Annotated in this window: 16 protein-coding genes; 7 read left to right on the top strand and 9 right to left on the bottom strand. The window is 66.3% G+C overall.

Translation table 11 applies throughout. The annotated features are described in order from the left end of the window. Positions 1-77 precede the first annotated feature (77 nt). The 4 genes from APS40_RS10205 to APS40_RS10190 all read left to right on the top strand — a co-directional run bounded on the left by APS40_RS10205 (position 78) and on the right by APS40_RS10190 (position 8,023). Complete coding sequence (locus tag APS40_RS10205) at positions 78-2,054, top strand: NAD(P)-binding protein (RefSeq protein WP_055049622.1); 1,977 nt, start codon at positions 78-80, stop codon at positions 2,052-2,054. 125 nt (positions 2,055-2,179) lie between these two features. Beyond that, on the top strand, positions 2,180-5,038 hold the full coding sequence (locus APS40_RS10200; RefSeq protein WP_236884271.1) for an FAD-binding and (Fe-S)-binding domain-containing protein: 2,859 nt from the start codon (positions 2,180-2,182) through the stop codon (positions 5,036-5,038). Between the two features lie 217 nt (positions 5,039-5,255). After that, positions 5,256-6,461 carry a class I SAM-dependent RNA methyltransferase gene (locus tag APS40_RS10195; RefSeq protein WP_055046942.1) on the top strand — a complete coding sequence of 402 codons (1,206 nt, stop codon included), beginning with the start codon at positions 5,256-5,258 and terminating at the stop codon, positions 6,459-6,461. A gap of 155 nt (positions 6,462-6,616) precedes the next feature. Next, positions 6,617-8,023, top strand: coding sequence for a protein adenylyltransferase SelO family protein (locus APS40_RS10190; RefSeq protein ID WP_055046941.1), 1,407 nt, complete (start codon positions 6,617-6,619; stop codon positions 8,021-8,023). Between the two features lie 187 nt (positions 8,024-8,210). On the opposite strand, the gene APS40_RS10185 is transcribed toward APS40_RS10190, so the two are convergent. Beyond that, positions 8,211-10,376: a CHASE2 domain-containing protein gene (locus APS40_RS10185; RefSeq protein WP_055046940.1), complete on the bottom strand. Its 2,166-nt coding sequence runs from the start codon at positions 10,374-10,376 to the stop codon at positions 8,211-8,213. 2 nt (positions 10,377-10,378) lie between these two features. Continuing rightward, a complete protein-coding gene (locus APS40_RS10180; protein ID WP_055046939.1) occupies positions 10,379-11,167 on the bottom strand; it encodes a FecR family protein in 789 nt (262 codons plus the stop codon). Between the two features lie 198 nt (positions 11,168-11,365). On the opposite strand from APS40_RS10180, the gene APS40_RS10175 reads away from it, so the two are divergent. Further along, a complete protein-coding gene (locus APS40_RS10175; RefSeq protein ID WP_055046938.1) occupies positions 11,366-11,752 on the top strand; it encodes a DUF3307 domain-containing protein in 387 nt (128 codons plus the stop codon). Positions 11,753-11,814: 62 nt separating this feature from the next. On the opposite strand, the gene APS40_RS10170 is transcribed toward APS40_RS10175, so the two are convergent. The 5 genes from APS40_RS10170 to APS40_RS10150 all read right to left on the bottom strand — a co-directional run bounded on the left by APS40_RS10170 (position 11,815) and on the right by APS40_RS10150 (position 17,768). After that, positions 11,815-12,285 (bottom strand): Crp/Fnr family transcriptional regulator, encoded by a 471-nt coding sequence (locus APS40_RS10170; RefSeq protein ID WP_055046937.1) that lies wholly within the window; start codon positions 12,283-12,285, stop codon positions 11,815-11,817. Between the two features lie 143 nt (positions 12,286-12,428). Beyond that, on the bottom strand, positions 12,429-14,240 hold the full coding sequence (locus tag APS40_RS10165; protein ID WP_055046936.1) for an IlvD/Edd family dehydratase: 1,812 nt from the start codon (positions 14,238-14,240) through the stop codon (positions 12,429-12,431). A gap of 166 nt (positions 14,241-14,406) precedes the next feature. Further along, complete coding sequence (locus tag APS40_RS10160) at positions 14,407-15,432, bottom strand: LacI family DNA-binding transcriptional regulator (RefSeq protein ID WP_082434320.1); 1,026 nt, start codon at positions 15,430-15,432, stop codon at positions 14,407-14,409. A 29-nt stretch (positions 15,433-15,461) separates the two neighbouring features. Further along, a complete protein-coding gene (gene eno, locus APS40_RS10155; RefSeq protein ID WP_055046934.1) occupies positions 15,462-16,748 on the bottom strand; it encodes a phosphopyruvate hydratase in 1,287 nt (428 codons plus the stop codon). Between the two features lie 6 nt (positions 16,749-16,754). Further along, a complete protein-coding gene (locus APS40_RS10150) occupies positions 16,755-17,768 on the bottom strand; it encodes a phosphotransferase family protein (RefSeq protein WP_055046933.1) in 1,014 nt (337 codons plus the stop codon). A gap of 109 nt (positions 17,769-17,877) precedes the next feature. Here APS40_RS10150 and APS40_RS10145 point away from each other — a divergent pair, with 109 nt between their 5' ends. Further along, entirely contained in the window at positions 17,878-18,630 is a 753-nt protein-coding gene (locus tag APS40_RS10145) for an SDR family oxidoreductase (RefSeq protein ID WP_055046932.1), read from the top strand. On the opposite strand, the gene APS40_RS10140 is transcribed toward APS40_RS10145, so the two are convergent. Beyond that, positions 18,620-19,348, bottom strand: coding sequence for a CHAP domain-containing protein (locus APS40_RS10140; protein ID WP_055046931.1), 729 nt, complete (start codon positions 19,346-19,348; stop codon positions 18,620-18,622). The genes APS40_RS10145 and APS40_RS10140 overlap by 11 nt on opposite strands. A 197-nt stretch (positions 19,349-19,545) precedes the next feature. Here APS40_RS10140 and APS40_RS10135 point away from each other — a divergent pair, with 197 nt between their 5' ends. Then, entirely contained in the window at positions 19,546-22,719 is a 3,174-nt protein-coding gene (locus APS40_RS10135) for a caspase family protein (protein WP_197279473.1), read from the top strand. A gap of 19 nt (positions 22,720-22,738) precedes the next feature. On the opposite strand, the gene APS40_RS10130 is transcribed toward APS40_RS10135, so the two are convergent. Next, a complete protein-coding gene (locus tag APS40_RS10130; protein WP_055046929.1) occupies positions 22,739-22,933 on the bottom strand; it encodes a hypothetical protein in 195 nt (64 codons plus the stop codon). Between the last annotated feature and the right edge of the window lies 1 nt (position 22,934).

Raw genomic sequence — 22,934 nt, 5'->3', positions numbered from 1 at the left:
CGTCGGCGAAGCCGCCGATCGATTGACAAGCGCTCCCGTCTGGCCGGATGTTTCCGGACAGGCGGGAGTTTTTCATCATGACGGATTGGTCTCAGCGGGACCGGCAGCTCGGCATGGACCGGGCGATCAGCCGGCGCGATTTTCTCAATGGCGTGGCACTGACCATCGGCGGGGTTGCGGTCTCGCAGCTCGGCCTCGGCACCGGCGCAGCGCAGGCGGCGCTGACCGAGAGCTATCCGCCGGCCTTGAAGAACCTGCGCGGCCATGCCGATGGCGCGATGAACGTCGGGCACGCGTTGCGCGATGGCAGCTTCTGGTCGAGCGCCGGCACTCCGGAGCCGACCGGTGAAAGCTACGACCTCGTGGTGGTGGGCGGCGGTATTTCCGGGCTCGCGGCGGCGCACTTCTACCAGAAGCACCAACCGGGCAAGGTGCTGATCGTCGAGAACAACGACGATTTCGGCGGTCACGCGCGGCGCAACGAATATGTGACTTCGGCCGGGCGCACGGTGATCGGCTATGGCGGCAGCCAGTCGCTGCAGACCCCGAGCTATTTCTCGGAAGCGGTGCACGGGCTGCTGAAGGATGTCGGGATCGAACTGGAGAAGTTCGACAGCTATTACGACAAGGACTGGGAGGACGCGCGCGGCCTCGGCAGTGCGGTGTTTTTCGCCAGGGAAGTGTTCGGCGTCGACAAGTTCGTGCCCGAGGCCGAGGCCGCCGCCGACTGGGTGCCGTTGACGCCGCTCAACGACAAGGCGAAGGCCGACCTGATCGAGCTGATCGACGCGCCCCGGGATTATCTCGCGGGCAAGACGCGCGAGGAGAAGCTCAAGCAGTTGAGCGAGACGACCTACGCCGATTTCCTAACCGAGATCTGCGGCTATGATCCGCAGCTCGTCACCTATTTCAAGGAATCGACTGCCGCCTATTTCGGTATCGGCATCGAGGGCACCACGGCGCTCGATGCCTGGGGCAACTGGAACCCCGGCTTTGGCGGCATGGACCTGGGCGAGCGGCCGTACAAGACGATGAGTCCATCAGGGCGGCTCGCGCTGACCGACCCGGACCCCTACATCTATCATTTCCCCGACGGCAATGCCGGGGTAGCGCGGGCACTGGTGCGGAAGCTCATTCCAGCGGCGCTGGCCGGCTCGAGCATGGAAGAACTGGTCGGCGGCAAGCTCGACTACACGGCGCTCGACGACGCGGCCAATGATACGCGGCTGCGGCTCAATGCCAGCGTGGTGAAGGTGGCGCATGACGGCGACCCGGCGTCGGTCGAGAGCGTCACCGTGAGCTATGTCGAAGGCGGCAAGCTCAAGACGGTGAGCGCCAAACAGGTGGTGCTGGCCTGCTGGCACCGGGTGATCCCCTATCTCACCGACGAGATTTCCCCCGATCAGGTCACCGCACTCAACGACCAGATCAAGGTGCCGCTGATCTACACCAACGTGCTGCTCAACAATTGGCGGGCGTTCAAGGAGGCCGGCATTTCCGGCTTCGACGCGCCGGGGCTGTTCTTCGACGGCGCCTCGATGGATTTCCCGGTGTCGATCGGCGATTACAAATTTGCCGATACGCCCGACGATCCGATCGTCCTGCACCTGAGCAAAGTGGTCGTGACGGGCGAAACCGGGATGTCGGCGCGCGAGCAGGCGCAGGCCGGCCGGCAGTTGCTGACGACGATCAGCTTCGAGGACATGGAGCGGCATATCCGCGACATGCTGAGCCGGGCGCTGGCAGGCACCGGGTTCGACGCGGCGCGCGACATCGAGGCGATCACCTGCAACCGCTGGAGCCACGGTTATGCGCTCGAATATATGCGGCCGTGGGATGCCTTCTGGCCGGATGGGCCGCTGCCGGTCGAGACGGCCCGTCAGGGCTGGGGCCGCATCGCCATCGCCAACTCCGATTCGGGGGCCTATGCCTATGCGCACTCGGCCATCGACCAGGCGGCGCGGGCAGTCGACGAGCTGCTGGGCGGCGGCGTGATCACCGGATACTCCACTTTCCCGGGCCCGCCGTTGGACAAGCTCGACCTCGCCGGCTGATCCGTCCACGACCAATGCCTCACTACCGCCCAACTGCGAATGGCTCTAACATGCCAGTCAAACATCTTGCCCGGCTGCGAGATTTCTCGTTCCGGGCCTAAAGGGCGGATAGTGACGTGAACGAGATGGCCCCGATCGGGGTGGACCGGGCTGCGGCGACGCAAGGGGTGGTGGCGCGGCTCAAGGATCTGATCCGCAAGGACCGGATCATGACCGACCCGGTGATGACCTATGCCTATTCGGGCGATGCCAGTTCCTACCGGCTGATCCCGGCGGTGGTGGTGATCGTCAACAGCGAAGCCGAAGTGCGCGCGGTGATCGACGCGGCGCGCGCCGAAAGGCTGCCGCTGACCTTCCGGGCGGCCGGCACTTCGCTCTCGGGCCAGGCGATCACCGATGGGGTGCTTGCGGTGCTCGGCGATGGCTGGAAGAAGCTCGAGATCCACGAGGCCGGCCAGCGGGTGACGCTGGGGCCGGCAGTGATCGTCGCCAATGCCAACAAGGCGCTGAAGCCGTTCGGCGCCAAACTCGGTCCGGATCCGGCGAGCCAGGCCACCTGCAAGATCGGCGGGGTGGTGAACAACAACTCGTCGGGCATGTGCTGCGGCGTCGCCTACAACACCTACCACACGATGCACCGGTTGCGGGTGATGCTGGTGGACGGCACGGTGCTCGATTCGGGCGATCCCGAGTCGGTGGCGGCGTTCCGGGTGTCGCATGCGCACCTCCTCGCCGAGCTGGTGGCGCTGCACAAGAAGGTGTCGGCCGACCCCGAGCTGGTCGAACTGATCCGCAAGAAGTACCGGATCAAGAACACCGTCGGCTATTCGATCAATGCGCTGGTCGATTTCCACGATCCGATCGACATCCTGATCCACCTGATCGTCGGCTCGGAAGGCACGCTCGGCTTCGTGTCCGAGGTGACGTACAACACCATTCCCGAGCACCCCTACAAGGTGACCGGGCTGATCCCGTTCCCCGACCCCTATTCTTGCGCAAGGGCAATCTCGAAGCTCGCCAATGGCGGCGTGCAGGTGACGACCGGCGTCACGGCGGCCGAGTATATCGAGCGGCGGGCGCTGCAGACGGTCGAGCACCTGCCGGCGATCCAGCCCTATGTGAAGTTCTTCACCGAGACCTCGCCGGTGATCCTGATCGACGTGACGGCGCCAGACCAGGCGACGCTCGAGGCGGAGACGGCCAAGGCCTCGGCGATCCTCGCTTCGGAAGGGGCGACGGACATCACCTTCTCGGCCGATGAGGCGATTTCGCACGGGCTGTGGGACGTACGGAAAGGCTTTTTCGCCACCGGCGGCGCGGCGCGCCCCAAAGGCACCTCGATGCTGACCGAGGACGTGGCGGCGCCCATCGACCGGTTGGCCGATTTCGTCATCGACATGCGCAAGCTCCTCGACGATTGCGGCTACGAGGACGCCATCATTTTCGGCCACGCGCTGGCCGGAAACCTGCACTTCCAGATGAGCGACAACTTCATGGACCCGCAGGCCGCGGCGAAGTTCGATCATTTTTCCAAGGAGCTGTCGGAGCTGGTGTCGGTCCGCTATGGCGGCTCGCTCAAGGCCGAGCATGGCACCGGACGCGCCATCGCGCCGTTCGTCGAGGCGGAGTGGGGCAGCAAGGCCTATCTCATCATGCATGAGATCAAGCGCCTGTTCGATCCGGAAGGGTTGCTCAACCCGGGGGTGCTGCTCAACCCCGATCCCGACATCCACATCAAGAACCTCAAGCTGATGCCGCTGGCCGACGAGATCGTCGACCTCTGCATCGAATGCGGCTTCTGCGAGCCGGCCTGCCCCAGCCACCACATGACGCTCAGCCCGCGCCAGCGCATCGCGGTGACGCGCGAGCGGGCGCGGCTGCGCCAGACCGGGGAGGACCCGGAGCGGCTCAAGGCGATGGACGAGGGCTTCCAGTATGTGGGGCTCGATACCTGCGCGGCGTGCAACCTCTGCTCGCTGCGCTGCCCGGTGGGCATCGAAACCGGCACCATGGTGATCGGCGAACGCGGCCGGCGGCGCTCGGATGGCGATCGCAACCTGGCGCACTGGGTCGGCGGCCATACCGCGGCGCTCGAAACCGGCATGAAGCTGGGCGTCGGAGCGCAGGCGCTGGGCCGCCGGATCGTCGGCAATGGAGTGGTCGACGCGGTGGCGGGCGCCATGCACGCGCTGGCGCCGAAAGCCGTGCCGCGGGTATCGCCGGCGCTGCGGCCGGGGCCGGGGGCGCCCAAGCCGGTGGCGCCGAGCAACGCGCCAAATGGGCAGGTGGTGTACTTCCCCTCCTGCGCGACGCGGATGTTCGGGGCCCCGACGCGCGAGAACGGACTGCTGCCGACCACCGAGGCGATGATCGAACTGATGCGGCGGGCCGGGTTCGATCCGGTGGTGCCGGAAAGACTCGAGGGGCAGTGCTGCGGACAGCCGTTCCTCTCCAAGGGATTTCCTGAGGAGGCCGAGCGGGTGGGCGGGGCGACGCGGCGCGAGCTCGACGGTCTGAGTCGGGCCGGAACGCTGCCGGTGGTGACCGATGCCTCGACCTGTGCCAAGCACATGCGTGAGCATCCCGGTGAGGCGGCGGTGATGGATTCGGCGGAGTTCCTGCTCAAGGAAATTCTGCCGCGGCTGACCATCACGCGGCCGCTGCCGGCCGTGGCGGTACATCACAACTGCTCGGCGCAGCGCTTGAAGGAACAGGACGCCATCGAGGCGCTGGCGGCGGTGATCGCTCAGAAGGTGGTGGTGCTCGATGCCATTACCTGCTGCGGCTATGCCGGCGACAAGGGGCTCTACGTGCCCGAACTCAACGCCCATGCGACCCGCTTTGCCAAGGCGCAGATCCCCGAGGGCTGCGAGATCGGGCTGTCGACGGTCTCGACCTGCGCCACGGGGCTGAGCGAGCGGATGGGCATCCCGTTCGTGTCGATCGCAAGCCTCCTGGAGATGGTGAGCCAGCCGGCGGGGTGAGGTACTGGGGCCTGAGAGCTCCGATTAAGGAACCGAAGCAGACGGCCCCCTCCCGGCCTCCCCCATAAAGGGGGAGGTGAAGAGTCGAGCATGTGGCTCGGTCGTGCCCGAAACTCGATGCGGCACCTCCCCCTTTATGGGGGAGGATGGGAGGGGGCCGTCTCTATCAGTTGGGAAACGCGTGCCAAAGCCGCACTTGCCTGTTAGTGCGTTCCTCATGACGGAAGTTCTCATCGACAGCATCGGGCAGCACGCCGACGGGATCGCGGAGGTCGGCGGCGAGCGGGTGTTCGTGCCGTTCACGCTGCCGGGCGAGCGGGTGGAGATCGCGCGCGAGGGCGAGCGCGCCACGCTGCTGCGGATTATCGAGCCGAGCGCCGAGCGGGCGGAGCCGATCAGCCCGTATTTCGGGGCCTGCGGCGGCTGTGCGCTGCAGCATATGAACCGGACGACCTATGCCGAGTTTAAGCGCTCGCTGGTTGTCACGGCACTGGCGCACGCCGGGGTGGAGGCCGAGGTGGCGCCGCTTGTCGACGCGACCGGGGCAGGGCGGCGGCGCACGACGCTGCATGTGCGCAAGGCCGGCGCCGGCTACATGCGGGCCAAAAGCCACGAGGTGCTCGATATCGACGCCTGCCCGATCCTGGTGCCGACACTGTCGAAGCACGCACCCCGGATCGCCCGGGCCTTGCAGCCGCTGGCGGGCGATTGCGATGTGAGTTTCACGCTGAGCGATACCGGCATCGACCTGAGCATCAGGTCGGAGCGGAAGCTGAAGCCGGTGGCGCTGGCCGAGTTCGCGCGGGCGCAGAAGCTGGCGCGGCTCACCTTCAACGGCGAACCGGTGTTCATGGCGCGGCCGCCGGCGATCAGGATGGGCAAGGCCGTGGTGGAGATTCCGCCGGCAAGCTTCCTCCAGGCAACCGCGGCGGCGGAGGAGACGCTGGCGCGGCTGGTGCAAGACGGAGTCGACTCCGGCATCGGCAAGGTGAAATCGGTGGCCGACCTGTTCTCCGGGGTCGGGCCGTTTGCGTTGCGATTGGCTGAGGGCGCCCGCGTGTTCGCGGCCGACAGCGACCGGCCCGGCATCGCGGCGCTGGTCAAAGCGGTGAACCACGTGCAGGGATTGAAGCCGGTGGAAGCCAAGGTCCGCGACCTGTTCCGCGATCCCCTGGCCCCGATCGAACTGAACCCGTTCGACGCCGTGGTGTTCGACCCGCCGCGCGCCGGAGCCGAAGCGCAATCGCGCGAGCTGGCGCGATCGAAGGTGGAAACGGTGGTCGCGGTGTCCTGCGAGCCCAAGACCTTTGCGCGCGACGCGGCGATCCTTATCGCGGGTGGGTATCGGTTGGAGAGCGTGGTGCCGGTGGACCAATTTGCGTTCTCGACGCATGTCGAGGTGGTGGGGGTGTTTCGGCGGTGAGCGTCGTGCCACAACCCCTCACCCGTCTCGCGCTTCGCGCGATCCACCCTCTCCCCGACGGGGAGAGGAATGGTGCCTCGATCGGGCCACTGCGTATTCTTCTCCCCGTCGGGGAGAAGGTGGCGCGTAGCGCCGGATGAGGGGTGGGAGCCACCATGACGACGTTCAAACCCCGCACCACCCATGCCGAGCTCGGCGAAGGGTATTTCGACAAGGTCCGGGCGGCGTCGTTCCCCCAGCATGTCCTCCGCTATCGCAACCAGCGGGCGGCGGCGTCGGTGGGGCTCGACGGGCTCAGCGACGACGAGTGGGTGAACTATTTCGGCAGGTTCGAGCCGCTGCCAGGGTCGTTCCCGGAGCCGCTGGCGCTGCGCTATCACGGACACCAGTTCCAGACCTATAACCCCGACCTCGGCGATGGACGCGGCTTTCTCTATGCGCAGCTCGAGGACCTGAACGACGGCCGGCTGATGGACCTGGGCACCAAGGGCTCGGGGCGGACGCCGTGGTCGCGGGCCGGCGACGGGCGGCTGACGCTGAAGGGCGGGGTGCGCGAGGTGCTGGCGACGGCGATGCTCGAGGCGCTTCAGGTAAACACCTCGAAATCGCTGTCGCTGATCGAGACCGGCGAGGAACTGGAGCGGGGTGACGAACCTTCGCCGACGCGGTCGTCGGTGCTGGTGCGGCTGAGCCACGGGCACACGCGGATCGGCTCGTTCCAGCGGCTGAGCTACCTCAAGGAAGAGGAGCGGCTGAGGCGGCTGCTCGATCATTCGGTCAAGGCCTACTACCCCGAACTGTGGGTCGAGGGCGACAATAGCCGGGCGGCGAAGTTCCTCGGGGCGGTCAGCGAGAACGTGGCGGCGACCGGGGCACGCTGGATCGCGGCGGGGTTCGTGCACGGCGTACTCAACACCGACAACATCAACATAACCGGCGAGAGCTTCGACTACGGCCCGTGGCGGTTCCTGCCCAGCTACGATCCGGCGTTCACCGCCGCCTATTTCGACGAGTGGGGGCTCTATGCCTTCGGCAAGCAGCCCGACACGCTGGCCTGGAACCTGACGCGGCTCGCCGAGGTGCTGTTGCCGCTGGGCGAGCATGCCGAACTGGAGGCGGCGCTGAACCGGTTCTGGCCGGCGTTCCAGCGCTCCGTGTGGGCGGCGGTGCGGGAGCGGCTGGGGCTCGAATCGCTCGGGGTGGAAGCGGACGCCCTGCTGGTGCAGGAAGTATTCAACTTCCTGCGCGAAACGCAGATGCCGTTCGAGCAGTTCTTCTTCGACTGGCGCGGCGGCGACGGCGCGCGGGCGATGCGGAGCCCGGCGGCCGAGCACTATCGCGGCGCGGCCTTCGAGACGCTCTCGGGGCTGCTCACCGCGCATCCGGCGGCAGCGGATGCCAATCTCGATCACCCATACTTCAAGCGCGATGTGCCGCGGACCATGCTGATCGACGAGATGGAGGCGCTGTGGGCGCCGATCACCGAACGCGACGACTGGCGGCCGCTCTACGAAGCGCTGGGCGAGATCGAGGAAATGCGCGAGGCGTATGCGGGGGAGTGAGGCGTGCTGACTTAGCCGGTTGGGCGGGGCTCACAAAAGCCCCCCTCACCCGCCGCTGCGCGGCGACCTCTCCCCCGAGGGAGAGGTGGTGCAGAGGCTCGATCCTGCCACAGCGCACCTCTCCCTGGGGGGAGAGGTCGGTCCGAAGGACCGGGTGAGGGGGCCTTTTCAAGGGTGACGTGCAGCCTCAAGCCGCCGGAGTGATCGGGACCACCGTCTCCGTCGATACGAAATCCATGCGGCGATCGGGCAACAGCTCGTAGAACTTCTTGAGGCCCGGCTCGAGCTTGGCGGCCAGCGCCTGGCATTCGGCGATGGCGCCGCGGGTGTCGCGGCCGGTGCGCAGGGCTTCGAGCGCCTCGGCGTGGGTGGCCTTGAGCAGGCTGAAAGCACCGGACCTGGCGAGGTCGGCGTCGCCGACCAGCAGGTAGATGACGACGCGCTCGGCCTTGCCTTTCAGCGCCAGGGCGCCGGCCTCGAGGAAGGCGAAGTCGGACACGATGACGCGCACCGGATCGGCGACGAGGATGTCGTAGCCGACCTCCTTGCAGGCGCTCTCGACCCGGCTCGCCACATTCACCGTGTCGCCCAGCGCGGAGTAATCGAAGCGGGTTTCGAGCCCCATATTGCCCACCAGCGCTTCGCCGGTGGAAATGCCGATGCCGATCCCAAGCTCGGCCACTGCCGCCTTGTCGGCCTTGAGCTGGAAGGCGTCGTGCCGGTTCAGTTCGGCGAGCTTCTGGCGCATGCCGAGGGCGGCGCGCAAGGCTTTGCGTTCATGGTCGGGCACGTCGACCGGGGCATTCCAGAACGCCATGATGGCGTCACCGATGAATTTGTCGATGGTGCCCATGCGGCCGATGATCTCGTGGCCGAGCGCTCCGAACAGGGTGTTGAGGATGGTGAGGATGCGCCGCGGCTCGAGCTTTTCGCTCAACGAAGTGAAACCGCGCATGTCGGAGAACAGCACGGTGATGCGGCGCACATCACCGCCAAGCTTCAGCCGGTCGCCGTTCCTCTCGATCTCGCTCAGCAGCGAAGGCGCGACGTAATAGCCGAAGGCGCGGCGGATCTGCTTTTTGGCCTGCTCGGTAGTGAGGAAGCGGAAGAACACCAGGGCGAGATAGAGCAGCGTAAGCGCAATCAGCGGGAATCCCGGATCGAGCATGATGCCGTTGGCAATGAACATCCACCACGAGAAACCGATCGCGGCGACCAGCGACAGCGCGCCGGCGGCCAGCCCGGCGACCGGCCCCAGCAGCAGCACCACCACCACCAGCAGCGCGCCGAGCGCCAGAAAGCCGACAATCTCGAGGCCCGCCACCCAGTCCGGGCGGCTGAGATAGGTGCCCGAGAGGATCTGCTCGATGGCCTGAGCGTGGATGGTGACGCCGGCGACATTGTCGCCCAGCGTGGTGTTGTGCAGGTCGAGCAGGCCGGAGGCCGAGGTGCCCACCAGCACGATGTTGCCGGCGATGCGATCGCCGAGCGCACGGTAGTTGGGCCCGAGCAGGTCGGCGGCGGAGACGCTGAGCGCCGGATCGGGCCGGCTGTAATAGACCCACAGGTCGCCTTCGGAGGTCAGCGGCACGGTGAAATCACCGAGCCGCAGGCTGTCGACATAGCCCTCGGCGGCGGTATCGCCGAAGACCACGACGGTGCTGATGCCCATGGCGATGCGCAGCGCCTCCACCGACAGGGTGGGGAAGAGCTGGCTGCCATTGGTCCACAGCATGGGGATGCGGCGCACCGCGCCGGCCGAGAGCTCGGAATTGAGGCTGAGGGCCGCAAGGCCCGGGGCGGCGTCGCGGAGCATGGGGATGGGCGCCGCGGTGCCGGTGAGGAACGGGATGCGCTCGCTGGGGTCCGGGCCCGAGATGGCGAAACCGCCTTTCGGGCTCCCGGTCAGCGGCTTGCCGTTCGGCGTGCGTGAGAAGCCGAGAACGGACGGCGAGTGCGACAGCGCGGCGGCGAAGATCGCGTCGTAATCGGGCAGTGTCGCGGCATCGACGCCGGGAAGCCCCACGGCGATGCGGCTGGGCGACATGCGATCGGCTTCGGGGAACAGCACGTCGAACCCGATGGCTGCTGCACCAAGTTCGGTGAGCCGGTCGGTGAGGGTGGCTAGCCGATCGCGCGGCCAGGGCCACTGCCCGAACTCGGCGAGCGCCGCCTCATCGATGTCGATGACGCGGACCGGGAAGTCCGCCTGCGGGCGGGGGTGCAGGCGCTGGTAGAAATCGAAGGCAATCTCGCGCAGCGCCTGCACCGGAAACGGGTCGGCGATGCGCAGGCCGGTCAGCAACAACACGACGACGAGGCCGGCAAGGATCGGCAGCAGGCGCCGCAGCATGGTCAGCCCGGAACGTGGGTGACCGGACCGTTGATGCCGCCATTCGGCGGAGGCTGCCGCGGGCCATCACCGCCCGGGTTTCCGCCACCGGCGTCGGGGTTGTTGGGCACCACGGCCCGGTTCAGGCACTCTCGGGCCTGGGCGATACGGAAGGTGCCGAGCAGGTCCGATTCCGATACCGCATAGGGAAACATGCCGCGCATCGAGGTGCGCTCGGCACCGACGAAGCTGTTGGTATTGCCCAAGAGCCTCGCATCGCTGAGGTCGGCCATGCCGACATCGCAGAAGTCATCGACGGTGACGCACTTGCCGGCCTTGTTGCACATCTGGACGGCGCCGTGGAACAAGAGCAGCGAGAAGTGGTCCGGGCGGACATTGAAGTCGAAGGCCGTGCCGCGCACGCCGATGGTGCCGGTGGGGGTGGTGATCTGGTAGCGATCCTTGGGAGCGCCGCCGGTGACGAAACGGAAGGTGCCGCTTAGGGCGTTGATGGCGAACTTGCCGCCCGAGCCGTCGTCGCGCAGCAGGTAGTCCTCGATGACCAGCGATGAGCCCGGTCCGACCACCAGCTTGGTCTTGTCGGAAAAGCGGATCTGCACAAGACCCTTGGCATCGGTCACGACGCGATCGCCGATAAACACATCGGTACCGACCACCAGCGTCTTGGTGCCTTGTTTGCCCTCGAGGCGGGCGGCCGGATCAACGCCGAGCGCCATGCCGGTGCTGGTCGCCGCGAGCGCCGGGGAGACGCCGGCAAGCAGCACGACAAGCGAGGCGAACAGCTTCAGCATCGAAACCTCCAGTCATACAGACGTCCGGCGCGGGAAGAGCTGCCACGCCGCCCATGAACGCCGGCTGAACGGCGCCCGGATGAAGTTAGCACAAGACGAAACTCTGCGCTTGCCTCAAACGACGGGACTTGCAAGCATCCGACCCGGATGGAAACGGCGCGGATCGCTCATCAGCACCGCCTCTAAGGATAAGACCGAATGGTCGGGCTGTTTTTTCTGCTATTCATCGGGCTCGAGCTCAAGCACTACATTGCCGACTATTTCCTGCAGCCGGGATGGATGCTGGGCGGCAAGGGGGACTTCCGCAAGCCCGGCGGCTATGCCCATGCCGGCGTGCACGCCGCGCTGACGGCGCTGGTGCTGCTGCTCGCCGGCACGCCGTTGTCATGGCTGGCTGCTATCGTGCTGGCGGAGTTCGTCGTCCACTACCTGCTCGATTACTCCAAGATCCACTATTCGCGCGGCGTGCACGTGGATACGCAGCCGCGGCGGTTCTGGAGCCTGCACGGACTCGACCAGATCACCCACCAGCTGACCTATGCAGCGATCATCTATGCGGTGCTGCTGAGCAAGGGGCTGGCGTAGGGGCGGTACAGACACGTCACTTCAGCCCCACGCACCGTCGCCTCCTCGCTCAGAAGCCGGGACTACTTCCGCGTGCGCTTGGCGTGTTTGGCTTCGTCGGGCTTTTCGACCAGCTGGGCGAGGATCTTGTCGACGAGGTCCAGATCCTCGCGCTTGCCTTCGGACTGCTGCTGCAGATCGACCAGATAAGATGTGGTGTAATAGAGCCGGCGCGCGAGGAGCGTCGCGACGTAGAGCGCGATCTCGGGGTTGCCGCCCAGAAAGCTGATGGCGTCGTCGATGGCGTAGGCCTTGACGATGGAAAGCGCCTTGACCGTGGCGCTCGAGGGCATGTCGAGCAGAACCGCCATTTCGCCGAAGATGGAGCCGGGCTCGTCGATGTAACTGACCTGGGTGTCCTTGCGGAGCACTTCGACCTGGCCGTCGATGAGGACGAACAGCTTGCCGTCCTGGCCGCCCTCACGGATCAATATCTGCCCCGGCTTGAAGGTCTGCGCCTCCCGCCCTTTGCAGTAGTCCAGAATATCAGACATCGAGCCCTCACCCGCCTCAAGCGCCCTCGATAGTGCGCCGACCAGAACTTGTTCGTCAAACATTGCGGCGGCTTGTTGGCCCATCGGCACGGCCGGTGCAAGAAGAAAGGGGCCGGAAGACCGGCCCCTTGCAGAAGTTTTGATCAGTGATTGTCGCGCGGCAGACCGGCGGTCTGGGCGAGGCGCTGGTAGTTGACGGCGTTCTTCAACACACCGCCGGAGCCCAGCTGGTCGACGATGCCGCGCTGGATTTCCTGCCAGGGGGTCTGATGCGCCGGATACTTGTAGCCACCGGCGGCATGCAGTTCGGCGCGACGCTGCTCGATCTCCTCGGCGGAGATGAGGATGTCGGCCTCGCCCTTGTTGAGGTCGATGCGCACGCGGTCACCGGTCTTGAGGATGGCGAGGTTGCCACCCGCCGCCGCCTCGGGCGAAGCGTTGAGGATGGAGGGCGAGCCGGAAGTGCCCGACTGCCGGCCATCGCCGATGCAGGCGAGCGAGGTGATGCCCTTCTTGATCAGGTAATCAGGCGGACGCATGTTCACCACTTCCGCCGCACCCGGATAGCCGATCGGACCGGCGCCGCGCATGAACAGCAGGGTGTGCTCGTCGATCTCCAGCGAGGGATCGTCGATGCGGTGGTGGTAGTCCTCCGGACCGTCGAACACCACGGCCTTGCCCTCGAACGCTCCCGGATCCTCGGGGTTGTTGAGGTAGCGCAGGCGGAATTCCTCGGAGATCACCGAGGTCTTCATGATGGCGTTGTCGAACAGGTTGCCGCGCAGCACCAGGAAGCCGGCTTCGGCCTTCATCGGGTTGGTGAAGGGGCGGATGACCTTCTCGTCCTGGATCGGGGTGTTGCGGCAGTTCTCGCCGATGCTCTTGCCGTTGACGGTCGGAGCGTTCTCGCGGATCAGGCCCTGCTTCATCAGCTCGTTGACCACGGCCGGCACGCCGCCGGCGTGGTAGTAGTCCTCACCCAGATACTCGCCGGCCGGCTGCATGTTGACCAGCAGCGGCACCTTGTGGCCGTGCTTCTGCCAATCGTCGATGTTGAGGTCGACGCCGATATGGCGGGCAATGGCGTTGATGTGGATGGGGGCGTTGGTCGAGCCGCCGATCGCCGAGTTGACGACGATGGTGTTGATGAAGTTGTCCTTGGTCAGGATGTCGGAGGGCTTCAGATCCTCGTGCACCATCTCGACGATGCGCTTGCCGGTGCGCCAGGCCATTTCCTGACGGTCGCGGTAAGGCGCCGGGATGGCGGCCGAACCGGGCAGCTGCATGCCGAGCGACTCGGCCAGCGAGTTCATGGTGGAGGCGGTGCCCATGGTGTTGCAGTAGCCGGTCGAGGGGGCGGAGGACGCCACCAGCTCGATGAACTGCTCGTAGCCGATCTCGCCGGCGGCCATCATCTGGCGGGCCTTCCACACGATCGTGCCCGAGCCGGTGCGCTCGCCCCGGAACCAGCCATTGAGCATCGGGCCGACCGAGAGCGCGATCGCCGGAATGTTGACGGTGGCGGCACCCATCAGCATGGCCGGAGTGGTCTTGTCGCAGCCGATGGTCAGCACCACGCCGTCGAGCGGGTAGCCGTACAGCACTTCGACGAGGCTGAGATAGGCGAGGTTGCGATCGAGCCCGGCGGTCGGACGCTTGCCGGTTTCCTGGATCGGGTGGACCGGGAACTCCATGACGATGCCGCCGGCATCGCGGATGCCTTCGCGGACGCGCTTGGCGAGCTCGAGGTGGTGGCGGTTACAGGGAGAAATGTCGGACCCGGTCTGGGCGATGCCGATGATCGGCTTGCCCGATTGCAGCTCCTCGCGCGAGATGCCGTAGTTGAGATAGCGCTCGAGATAGAGCGCCGTCATGTCCGGGTTTTCCGGATTATCGAACCAGGCGCGCGACCGGAGCTTCTTGCCCGTACTGGTCTCGCCTTTACCCGAACTCATAGTGATCTCCTCAAATCAACAGGCTGTCCCGACGATCCATAGCCCAATCCCGACGGACTGGGCAGGCATTCCTTCGATTGAGGGAGGATCGTACCGGAGGCGATGATAGAGATCGGGTTGTCGGGTTGCAATGGTCCGGATGCGTCACCGGGCCGGCCGAACGGGATCAGCGCCGGGTGCTGTCGCGGGCCTCGAGGCTGACCGGCTGCAGCACGACCGGGTTGGCGATGGGCTCGCCGTTCAACCGCTTGATCAGCATGCGACCCGCCTCGCGGCCCATCTCGTAGCTGGAGACCTGCAGCGAGGTCAGCGACGGGCGCACATGCTGGGTGAATTCGAGATCGCCGTAGCCGGCAATGGCGACCTGGCCTGGCACGGCGACGCCGCGGTCCAGCGCCCGGGTGATGGCGCCCGTCGCCAGCACGTCGGTGCCGAAGAAGATGGCGTCGCAGTCCGGCATGGCCTCGAGGATGCTGTCCAGCGCCGCCACCCCGTCGGCGAAGCTGCGCGTTCCGTCCATCGGGTGGATCAGTTCGAGAGCGAGCCCGTGCTTGGCGAGCCCGGCGCGAAAACCTTCGATGCGCGGCGCGGTCCGCTCGATGGTGTGGCCGCAATAGGCGACATGGCGGAAACCCCGTTCCCCGAAATGCTCGCCCATCAGGCGACCGGCATCGTAGCTGGATGAGCCGACCAGCATGTCGATCGGATCGGGGCGGTTACCCCACATTTCCATCACCGGGATGCCGAGCTTCTGCAGCGCCTCGCGGGTCTTGTCGGCCCGCACCACCCCGGTGAACACGACGCCGGCCGGCCGGAACGGCAGCACCGACTCGACGACGTCGATCTCGAGCATTTCCGAGTAGCCGGTCTGCGCGAACATCAGGTGATAGCCGCTGCCCTCGACCGCATCGACGATGCCCTGCACCGAGGTGGCGAAATGCGGGTTGAGCAGGCTCGAGACAAAGACGGTGATGACGTTGGAGCGGCCGGAGCGGAGCGAGGACGCGAAGCGATTGACCACGTAGCCGGTCTGGGCCACCGCCTCGAGAATCCGGGCCCGCGTCTCCTCCTTGACCTTGTCGGGGTAGGACAGGGCACGCGAAACGGTAATCGGCGAGACGCCGGCAACGCGTGCTACATCTTCAACGCGAACCGGCCGGCCCGCGCCCCTCAGTCTGTCTGCGTCCCCCAACTGTCTCCCCCAAACTGCCCTGCATTCGACTACAGCCGCGGAATGGTGAAACGCCAGTAGCGCGGCGTCACGCAGTAATCCTCGATGCGGATCACTTCATTCCACTTCGCAGTCCGCTCCGAGCGCGTCATCGAGCCGACCTTGATCTGGTCAGACATCAAGCCGACGGCCAGATGACTGAGCGTCACATCTTCACTTTCGCCGGAGCGGCCCGACTGGATGGTATTCCAGCCGGCGGCGCGGGCGCGCGTGCTTGCTTCGATCAGTTCCGTCAGGGTGCCGCACTGATTCGATTTGAGCAACACCGAATTGCAGCATCCCTGTTCTGCCGCAAGGGCAATACGGGACTCCGAGGTGGTCAGATAATCGTCACCGACGATTTGGATGGACTTGCCGAGGCGTCGGGTGATTTCGGCGAAGCCGGCGTCGTCATCCTCGGCGAGGGGGTCTTCGAGCGAGACGATGGGGTAGGCGGCGACCCAGGATTGCAGCAGTTCGATCAGCTGCAGCGTCGACAGCTGCCGTCCCTCGAGCGCCAGGCGATAAGCGCCATCGGCGAAGAACGACGTGGCGGCGACGTCGAGGGCGATGCCGATATCGGTGCCGGGCTTGAGGCCCGCACTCTCGATGGCGCGGGTGAGCAACTCGAGCCCGTCCTCGTTGGCGGTGAAGTCGGGCCAGACGCCGCCCTCGTCGGCGACGCCGTTGAGTTTGCCCTGCTGCACCATCGCCTTGCTGGCCGCCATGTAGACTTCGGCGATCTGCTCGGTCGCGGCGGCGAAACTCTTCGCGCCGACGGCGAGGATGAGGAAATCCTGGATGTCGATGCGATTGCCGGCATGGCGGCCGCCGCCGAAGATCTGGATCATCGGAGCGGGGATATGCTGGGTCTCGGGATCGAGCCTGCCGAGCCGCCGCAAGTGCCGCCACAGCGGGATGCGCTGCTCGGCCGCGGCGGCCCACGCCACGGCCGAGGAGGTGGCGACGATGGCGTTGCCTCCCAGCCGGGTCTTCTGCGGCGTACCGTCCAACGCGATCATGGCCGCATCGACGCCAGCCTGGTCGAGTGCGTCCAGACCCTGCAAGCGGCCCGCAATCTCGCCGTTCACTGCCGCGAGCGCTCCGTTGACGCCGTAGCCGCCCAGCCGCTTGCCGCCATCGCGCCGGTCGAGCGCTTCGCGGCTGCCGGTGGAGGCGCCCGAAGGCGCGATGGCGCGGCCGGTCGCGCCGCTCTCGAGGGTGACCTCGACTTCGACGGTGGGGCGGCCGCGCGAGTCCCACACCTGGCGGCCGAGAACAGTCTTGATGCCTGACATAGCGAGCTATCTACCTCGATGAGAACTAAGGTCGGCAAGCAGCGCCGCGATGGTTGCCGGGGCCTGCCGAATATGCGGGATGGCGCGGTCGCGCACCTGCTGACGACTGGCGTCGCTCAGGTATTCGACCGGCGATTTGCCGTCGACGCGTGCCAGCATCAGGCAGGGCAGCAGGGCGGCGACTCGCGCCTCGGTGTCGGCGCGCAGCTCGCCCGGAAAATGCCTGAGCCAAGTGGTGGTGAAAGCCGCCGCCTGATCGAGCAGCCGGTCGCCGAGAGCCGGCAGGTGGATGGATTTCAGCACCAGGTGATTGAGGCAGAACGCGGCATCGAAGGCGGGATCGCCATACCAGGCGCATTCGGCATCGAGCAGCACCGGGCGGCCGTCGCGTTTCGAGATCAGGATGTTCTTGGGGCTGACATCGCCGTGGACGAGGGCCAGTCGGGTGTTCGCGGTCGTCGCGAGCACGGCGAGAATCTGCGCGCTCAATTCGGGATGGCGGCCGGCGGTGAAGCGCAGGTAGGGGTCGAGCCGCAGGGCGTCGATCAGGTGGTCGGTCGGAAACTCGGCGGCGGCGGTGGGATCGTTCAGCGTTGCGGCATGGATGCGGCCGAGCGCTTCGGCAACGGCAACCGGTACCGCCGGATCGGCGCGACCGGCCAGCAGTTCGGCCTTCCACAGCACATAGTCCTCGGCCGGCAGGTACTCGAGCAGCGCGATGCCGTGTGCCCGATCCTCGCCGATCACCTCGGGGGCGGCGCCGGGGATGATGGCATTGGCGCGGCGCAGCCAGGCCACCTCATACTGATTGCGCTCGAGCGGCGCCTGCCAGTCGGTGGCGACCTTGAGCTTACCCAAGGCGCGCTTGGCGCAGTATTGCCGGCCATCGGGGAGGCGGATCCGCACAATGTCCGATGAAACCCCGCCGGTGAGCGGGGCGATCTCCAGTGTTCCGCCGGCGTCGATGCCGGCAGACGCAAAGATCGGGGGAAGCAATGCTTCCCAGGTCAAGTCATCCATAGTGCGGGTCCCCTCGATAGTCCTGGTATGGTACCACACGGGGGGAATGGAACAACGACCGGGCGGCTAGGGCTTTGGTCGCTGAAGCAACTGGACGGAAAGGGAGAAAATGGGACGGCTCGAGGGGAAGACCATCTTCATGACGGCGGCGGCCGCGGGTATCGGCGGCGCGGCGGCGACGGCCTTTGCCCGTGAGGGGGCACGGGTCATCGCCACCGACCGCGACGCCGAGGGGATCGCTCGCAAGGGCGAGGAGCTGAAGGCAATCTCGGCTGGGCACGAGACCTACGCGCTCGACGTCACCGACCATCTGGCGCTGCGCGAAGCGGCCGCCCGGCACCAGGGCGTCAACGTGCTCTATAACGGCGCCGGCTGGGTGCATCAGGGGATGCTGGGGACGACGACGCTGGAGGAGTGGCAGCTCAGCTTCGATATCAACGTGACGCCGATGTTCGTCCTGACCCAGGCGTTCCTGCCCGCCTTCATCGCGCAGGGCGGCGCCAACATCATCAACGTCGCTTCGGTCGCCTCTTCGATGAAGGGGGTGCCAAACCGGGTGAGCTATATGTCGTCGAAGGCGGCGGTGATCGGCTTCACCAAGTCGGTGGCGTTCGACTACATGAAGAATGGCATCCGGGCCAACACCATCTGCCCCGGCAGCGTCGACTCGCCGTCGCTGCACGAGCGGGCGCACGCGCTTGGTGACCACGACGAGGTATGGAAGACCTTCATCGCCCGCCAGCCGATGGGCCGCATGGCACAACCGGAAGAAATCGCGCACCTGCTGGTGTACCTCGCCAGCGACGAGAGCGCTTACGCGACGGGGTCCAATTTCGTGGTGGATGGCGGGATCACGATGTAGCGGCCGGGCGCAGCCCGGGCGCCGTGCGGATGCTGTGCAGTTCCAGATTGCCGGTGGTCCGCATGCTGACATGGGTGACGGCGTGACTCTTGCGCACTGCGCCCTGGGTCCGCTGGTTGCCGCCCAGCACCATGATGCGGCCGTCAGATTGCGGATCCACGCCCATGAAGAAGCCGACATGGCCGTGGGCGGGATCGGACAATTGCCTGAACACTGCGATGTCGCCCGGCTGCGCCTTGCCCGGCAGAGCTTCGCCGTTGCTCCAGGCGGCCTCTCCCCAGCTGCGGTAAGCGGCTGACGCGGCGCTTCTGGCGCTCGCTACACCGGAACGCTCGAGGCACCAACTGACGAAGGCTGCGCACCAGGCGGTGAGGTCGCCCTCCGGCTTGGTCCTCGTCTCGAGGAAGAACCAGACGATCAACGGGTTGGCGTAGGCGTCCGGCCAGCGCTCCTGGAAGCTCTCCGGTACGGCCTGGTCGAAGTAGCGCGCGACCTTATGCGGAAATGTCCCGGTCGGGGCGGCGTCGAGATATGCCCGCGCCTCGGCCCAGCGTGCATCGTCCTCGGGAAGTGGCGTGGCACCCAGGAACACCGGATTGGACGCCTCCAATGCGATCGCCTGCCGCAACACCTCATCGGGTGAGAGTTCGGCATGCGCCAGCCGAGGAAGTGCCGACCAGGCGAGTGCAGCACCCAGGACAGTTCGACGCGACAGCATGGTTCCCTCCAAACCGATCCAGTCGAATAGTCTATGCAAGCCCGTGTTACTCAACAAGTGATCCGCAACCACAAATCGTTCGGGGTCAATTGTGAGAATTCAGCTCATCTGTATAGTCGATACGGGCCATGGGGGGGCGGCGTATCATGTATCGATCGTTATGGATTGTTCTGACTGGTCTGGTGATGGGCGGCCTGATGGGGCTGACATCCGGCGCGGCAAGGGCCATCGAGGTCGACTGGACGGTCGCTCCGGACTACGAGACGCCGCCGCGGGCGGAAGGCACCGCGATGACGATCCGCGATGAGGGCGGCACGGTCCGGACGATGTACTCCGAAAGCCACGCCGTGCTGATCGTACAGGGCGATTACTCGGGCTCCGGCTGGCAATCGGCGCAGGAGGGCGCCGACAAGAGCGAAGCGCTGCTGCGCCAGAAGCTGGAGGCGCGCGGCTTCCACGTCATGGTTTGGCGCGACCTGACCAAGGCGGAGTTCCGCAACGTGCTGCCCGAGGTGTTCGAGAGCTATGGCCGGATCCAGAACTCGCGATTCTTCTTCTATTACTTCGGGCATGCCACGACCGTCGGTGCGGTCGATGACCCGGCCGGACAGCAACTCTACCTGGTGCCGACCGATGCGCCGGGGAGGTGGGACGAGGAGGCGTTCGTCCGCAAGGCCGTTTCGGCGGCGTCGCTGGTCGGCATGGTCGAGACGATGGGGGTCAAGCACGCGTTCTTTGCCTTCGAGGCATGCGAGGCCGGCAAGCTGATCGCCACGCTGTCGGCGCCGCCCAAGCCCAATCCACTTGGCTACCTGCTCAGCGACGCGCTGCAGTCTCCGGTTCGCCAATACCTCACCGCCGGCAACGAGCTGCAGGAGATCCCTGCCGACGCGGCGTTCAGCGCGCTGCTGGTCTCGGCGCTCGACTCGCCCAAGGCCGACCTCAATGACGACCAGTACATCACCGGCAGCGAGGTGATGGGCTTCGTCAATGCCAACATGCCGCAATATCGCGACCTCTATCCGCAGAATCCGGAGTTCGGCGTCGTGCCGCGCGGCAGCAATGGCGACCTGATCTTCGGTCCGATCGACCCCAGCAATCCTCCCGCGATCGGGGCAAGCAGCGGGGCCGCGACGCGGGCGGGCAGGGAGGCCGCCGACGATTGCCTCAAGCTCACCGCCGACATCTACGACATGCGCGACGACTACCAGGGGGTCTATCGCTACGCCATCGACGTGGAGAAGGCTCAGCCGATCTGCACGGACGCGCTGCGGCGCAACCCCACCGACACCAGACTGATGGTTGCGATGGGGTGGATCCATCGCAGCGCCGGACGTGGGCGCGATGCGCGCGGCTATTTCCGGCAGGCCGCTGATGCGGGAGATCCGGAAGGGATCAACGGACTGGGAGTCGTCTCCTCTTGGGGGCTCGGTGAGCCGCGGGACAAGGCAAAGGCCACCGAGTACCTGGTTCAGGCCGCCGATGCCGGAGCGGCTCCGGCCATGGTGGAGCTCGGCCTTGCCTACCGCGACGGCGGGCGGCTGAAGCAATCCCCCGAAGAGGCCCGCAAGTGGTTCGAGCGCGCCGTCGCAGCGGGATACTCGCTCGGCTACACCAACCTGGCCGGGATGCTGTGGCGCGGGCTGGGCGGTCCCTCGGACAAGGTCCGCGCGGAAAAACTGCTGAAGGAGGCCGTTGCCGCGGGCGAACCGTCCGCGATGCGCGACCTCGGCCGGTTCAACGAGGAGGCCGAGCGCTACAACGAGGCGACCCGCTATTACATGATGGCGGCTGAAGCGGGTCAGCTCGACGCCATGGTGTGGGTCGGCTCGAACGAGATCGGCGGCGAACCGGATCTCGCCTACCAATGGCTCAGCAAGGCTGCCGAACAGGGGCGCATCGACGCCAAGGTCAAGCTGGGTGACCTCTATTTCGAGTATGGCTATGGCGTACCGGACGGGGCCGCGTACGATTACGCGGCCGGCAACCGATGGTATGAGGACGCGGCCAGGGCCGGCAGCAGCGAAGCGATGTCGAAGCTGGCGCGGTCCGCCATTGCCGGCATCGATCGGCCGGGGGACTTCGATGCGGGGCTGACGCTTTATCGCCGGGCGTTGGACAATGGCTGGTGGTTCGATGCCACCTATTACGACTTCGCCAGCGAACTGGGCAGCGTCTACGACGAGCGCGAGCAGGCCCGCCAACTGTTGCAATTCGCGGCAGACATGGGAGATCGCAGCGCCGTGGTGCGCCTCGCCGACTCCTATGCCGGCGCTGCCGATCCCGATCCGGAAAAAGCCAGGGAACTCTACTTCAAGGCGGCTGGGTGGAACGACAAGCAGGCGATCTATGCGATCGCCAACGCGTATCTGGCAGGCACCTTCGTGCCTGTCGACTACGATGCCGCGCTGGAATGGCAGGTGCGCTACGCGGTGCTCAACGAGTCGACCTTCGGACTGGCGTCGACGGGCCGGGACTTCATGGAGGGCAGTGGCCCGCGCGACTACGTACAGGCCCGCAAATGGCTGGAGCGGGCGCTCGAGCTCAAGGACGACAGCGCAGCGATCAGCCTCGCCTGGCTCTATCAGTGGGGGCGGGGGGTCGAGCAGGACTACGCGCAGGCCCGCAAGTACCTCGAGCTCGCCATCAACGGAGATTGGGATCGCGGCAAAGCCTTCATGCGGCTGGGGTTGCTGTGTCGCGACGGACAGGGCGGCCCCCGGGACTACGAACGAGCCCGCAGCCTGTTCGAAAAGGCGATCGAGCAGGGCGAGAAGGATGCCTATGCGATGATGGGCGGCCTCTATGAGAACGGGCAGGGGGTCGAGGCCGACCTCGCCAAGGCCAGGGAGTGGCTGCAGCAGGGGATCGAGAACGACAGCTCTCTGGCCGCCTACAACCTGGCGCGGCTCTATGTCGAGAGCTCCGACGGGGAGGTCGATCCGGTGCGGCGCAACGCCATGTATCTCAAGGCGGCCGAGATGGGATCCTACGCAGCGATGGAGATTGTCTCGGGCTATCTGCTGGAGGGAAGCGGTGGCGATGCCGATCCGGTGAAGGCGCGGACATGGGCGCAAAAGGCTTATGAGGGTGGCAGAACCAGCGCCGGCTGGCGGCTGGTCGAGATCTACGACGAGGGGCTGGGCACACCACGCAACAGCGCCCGCGCCGGCTGGCTTTTCATGGAGCTGGTCGAAAGCAGGCAGTTCTCCGAGCCCGTGCTGATCGAGCGGGCGGCCAGACTGTCGCTCGAGACGCGCCAGGTGGTCCAGCTGGTTCTCAGCAATGTCGGTCGCTATGACGGCCCGATCGACGGCGAGCTTGGCCCCAAGGCGCGCGCCGCCATCAAAGCGCTGCTGGCGGCAAGCTGAGCCTCGCCGCCCACGGCGATCATTCGCGCGGCGCGTAGGTCGCGAGCAGCCAGGCGATCAGCTCCGCGCGGTCGGCCGGGTTAGCCGGCAGCTCGGTGACGTTCGGATCGAAGCCGTGACGCCGCAGCGTCGCGGCCATTGCGACGGTCCGATTGGCCGGGTTGATCACTTCGAGGGTGCGGGTCGCGATTTCGGCCGCCAGGGTCTTCGACATC

Source organism: Devosia sp. A16 (assembly GCF_001402915.1).
Classification (GTDB): domain Bacteria; phylum Pseudomonadota; class Alphaproteobacteria; order Rhizobiales; family Devosiaceae; genus Devosia_A.
This window is presented reverse-complemented; position numbering and strand designations above follow the sequence as displayed.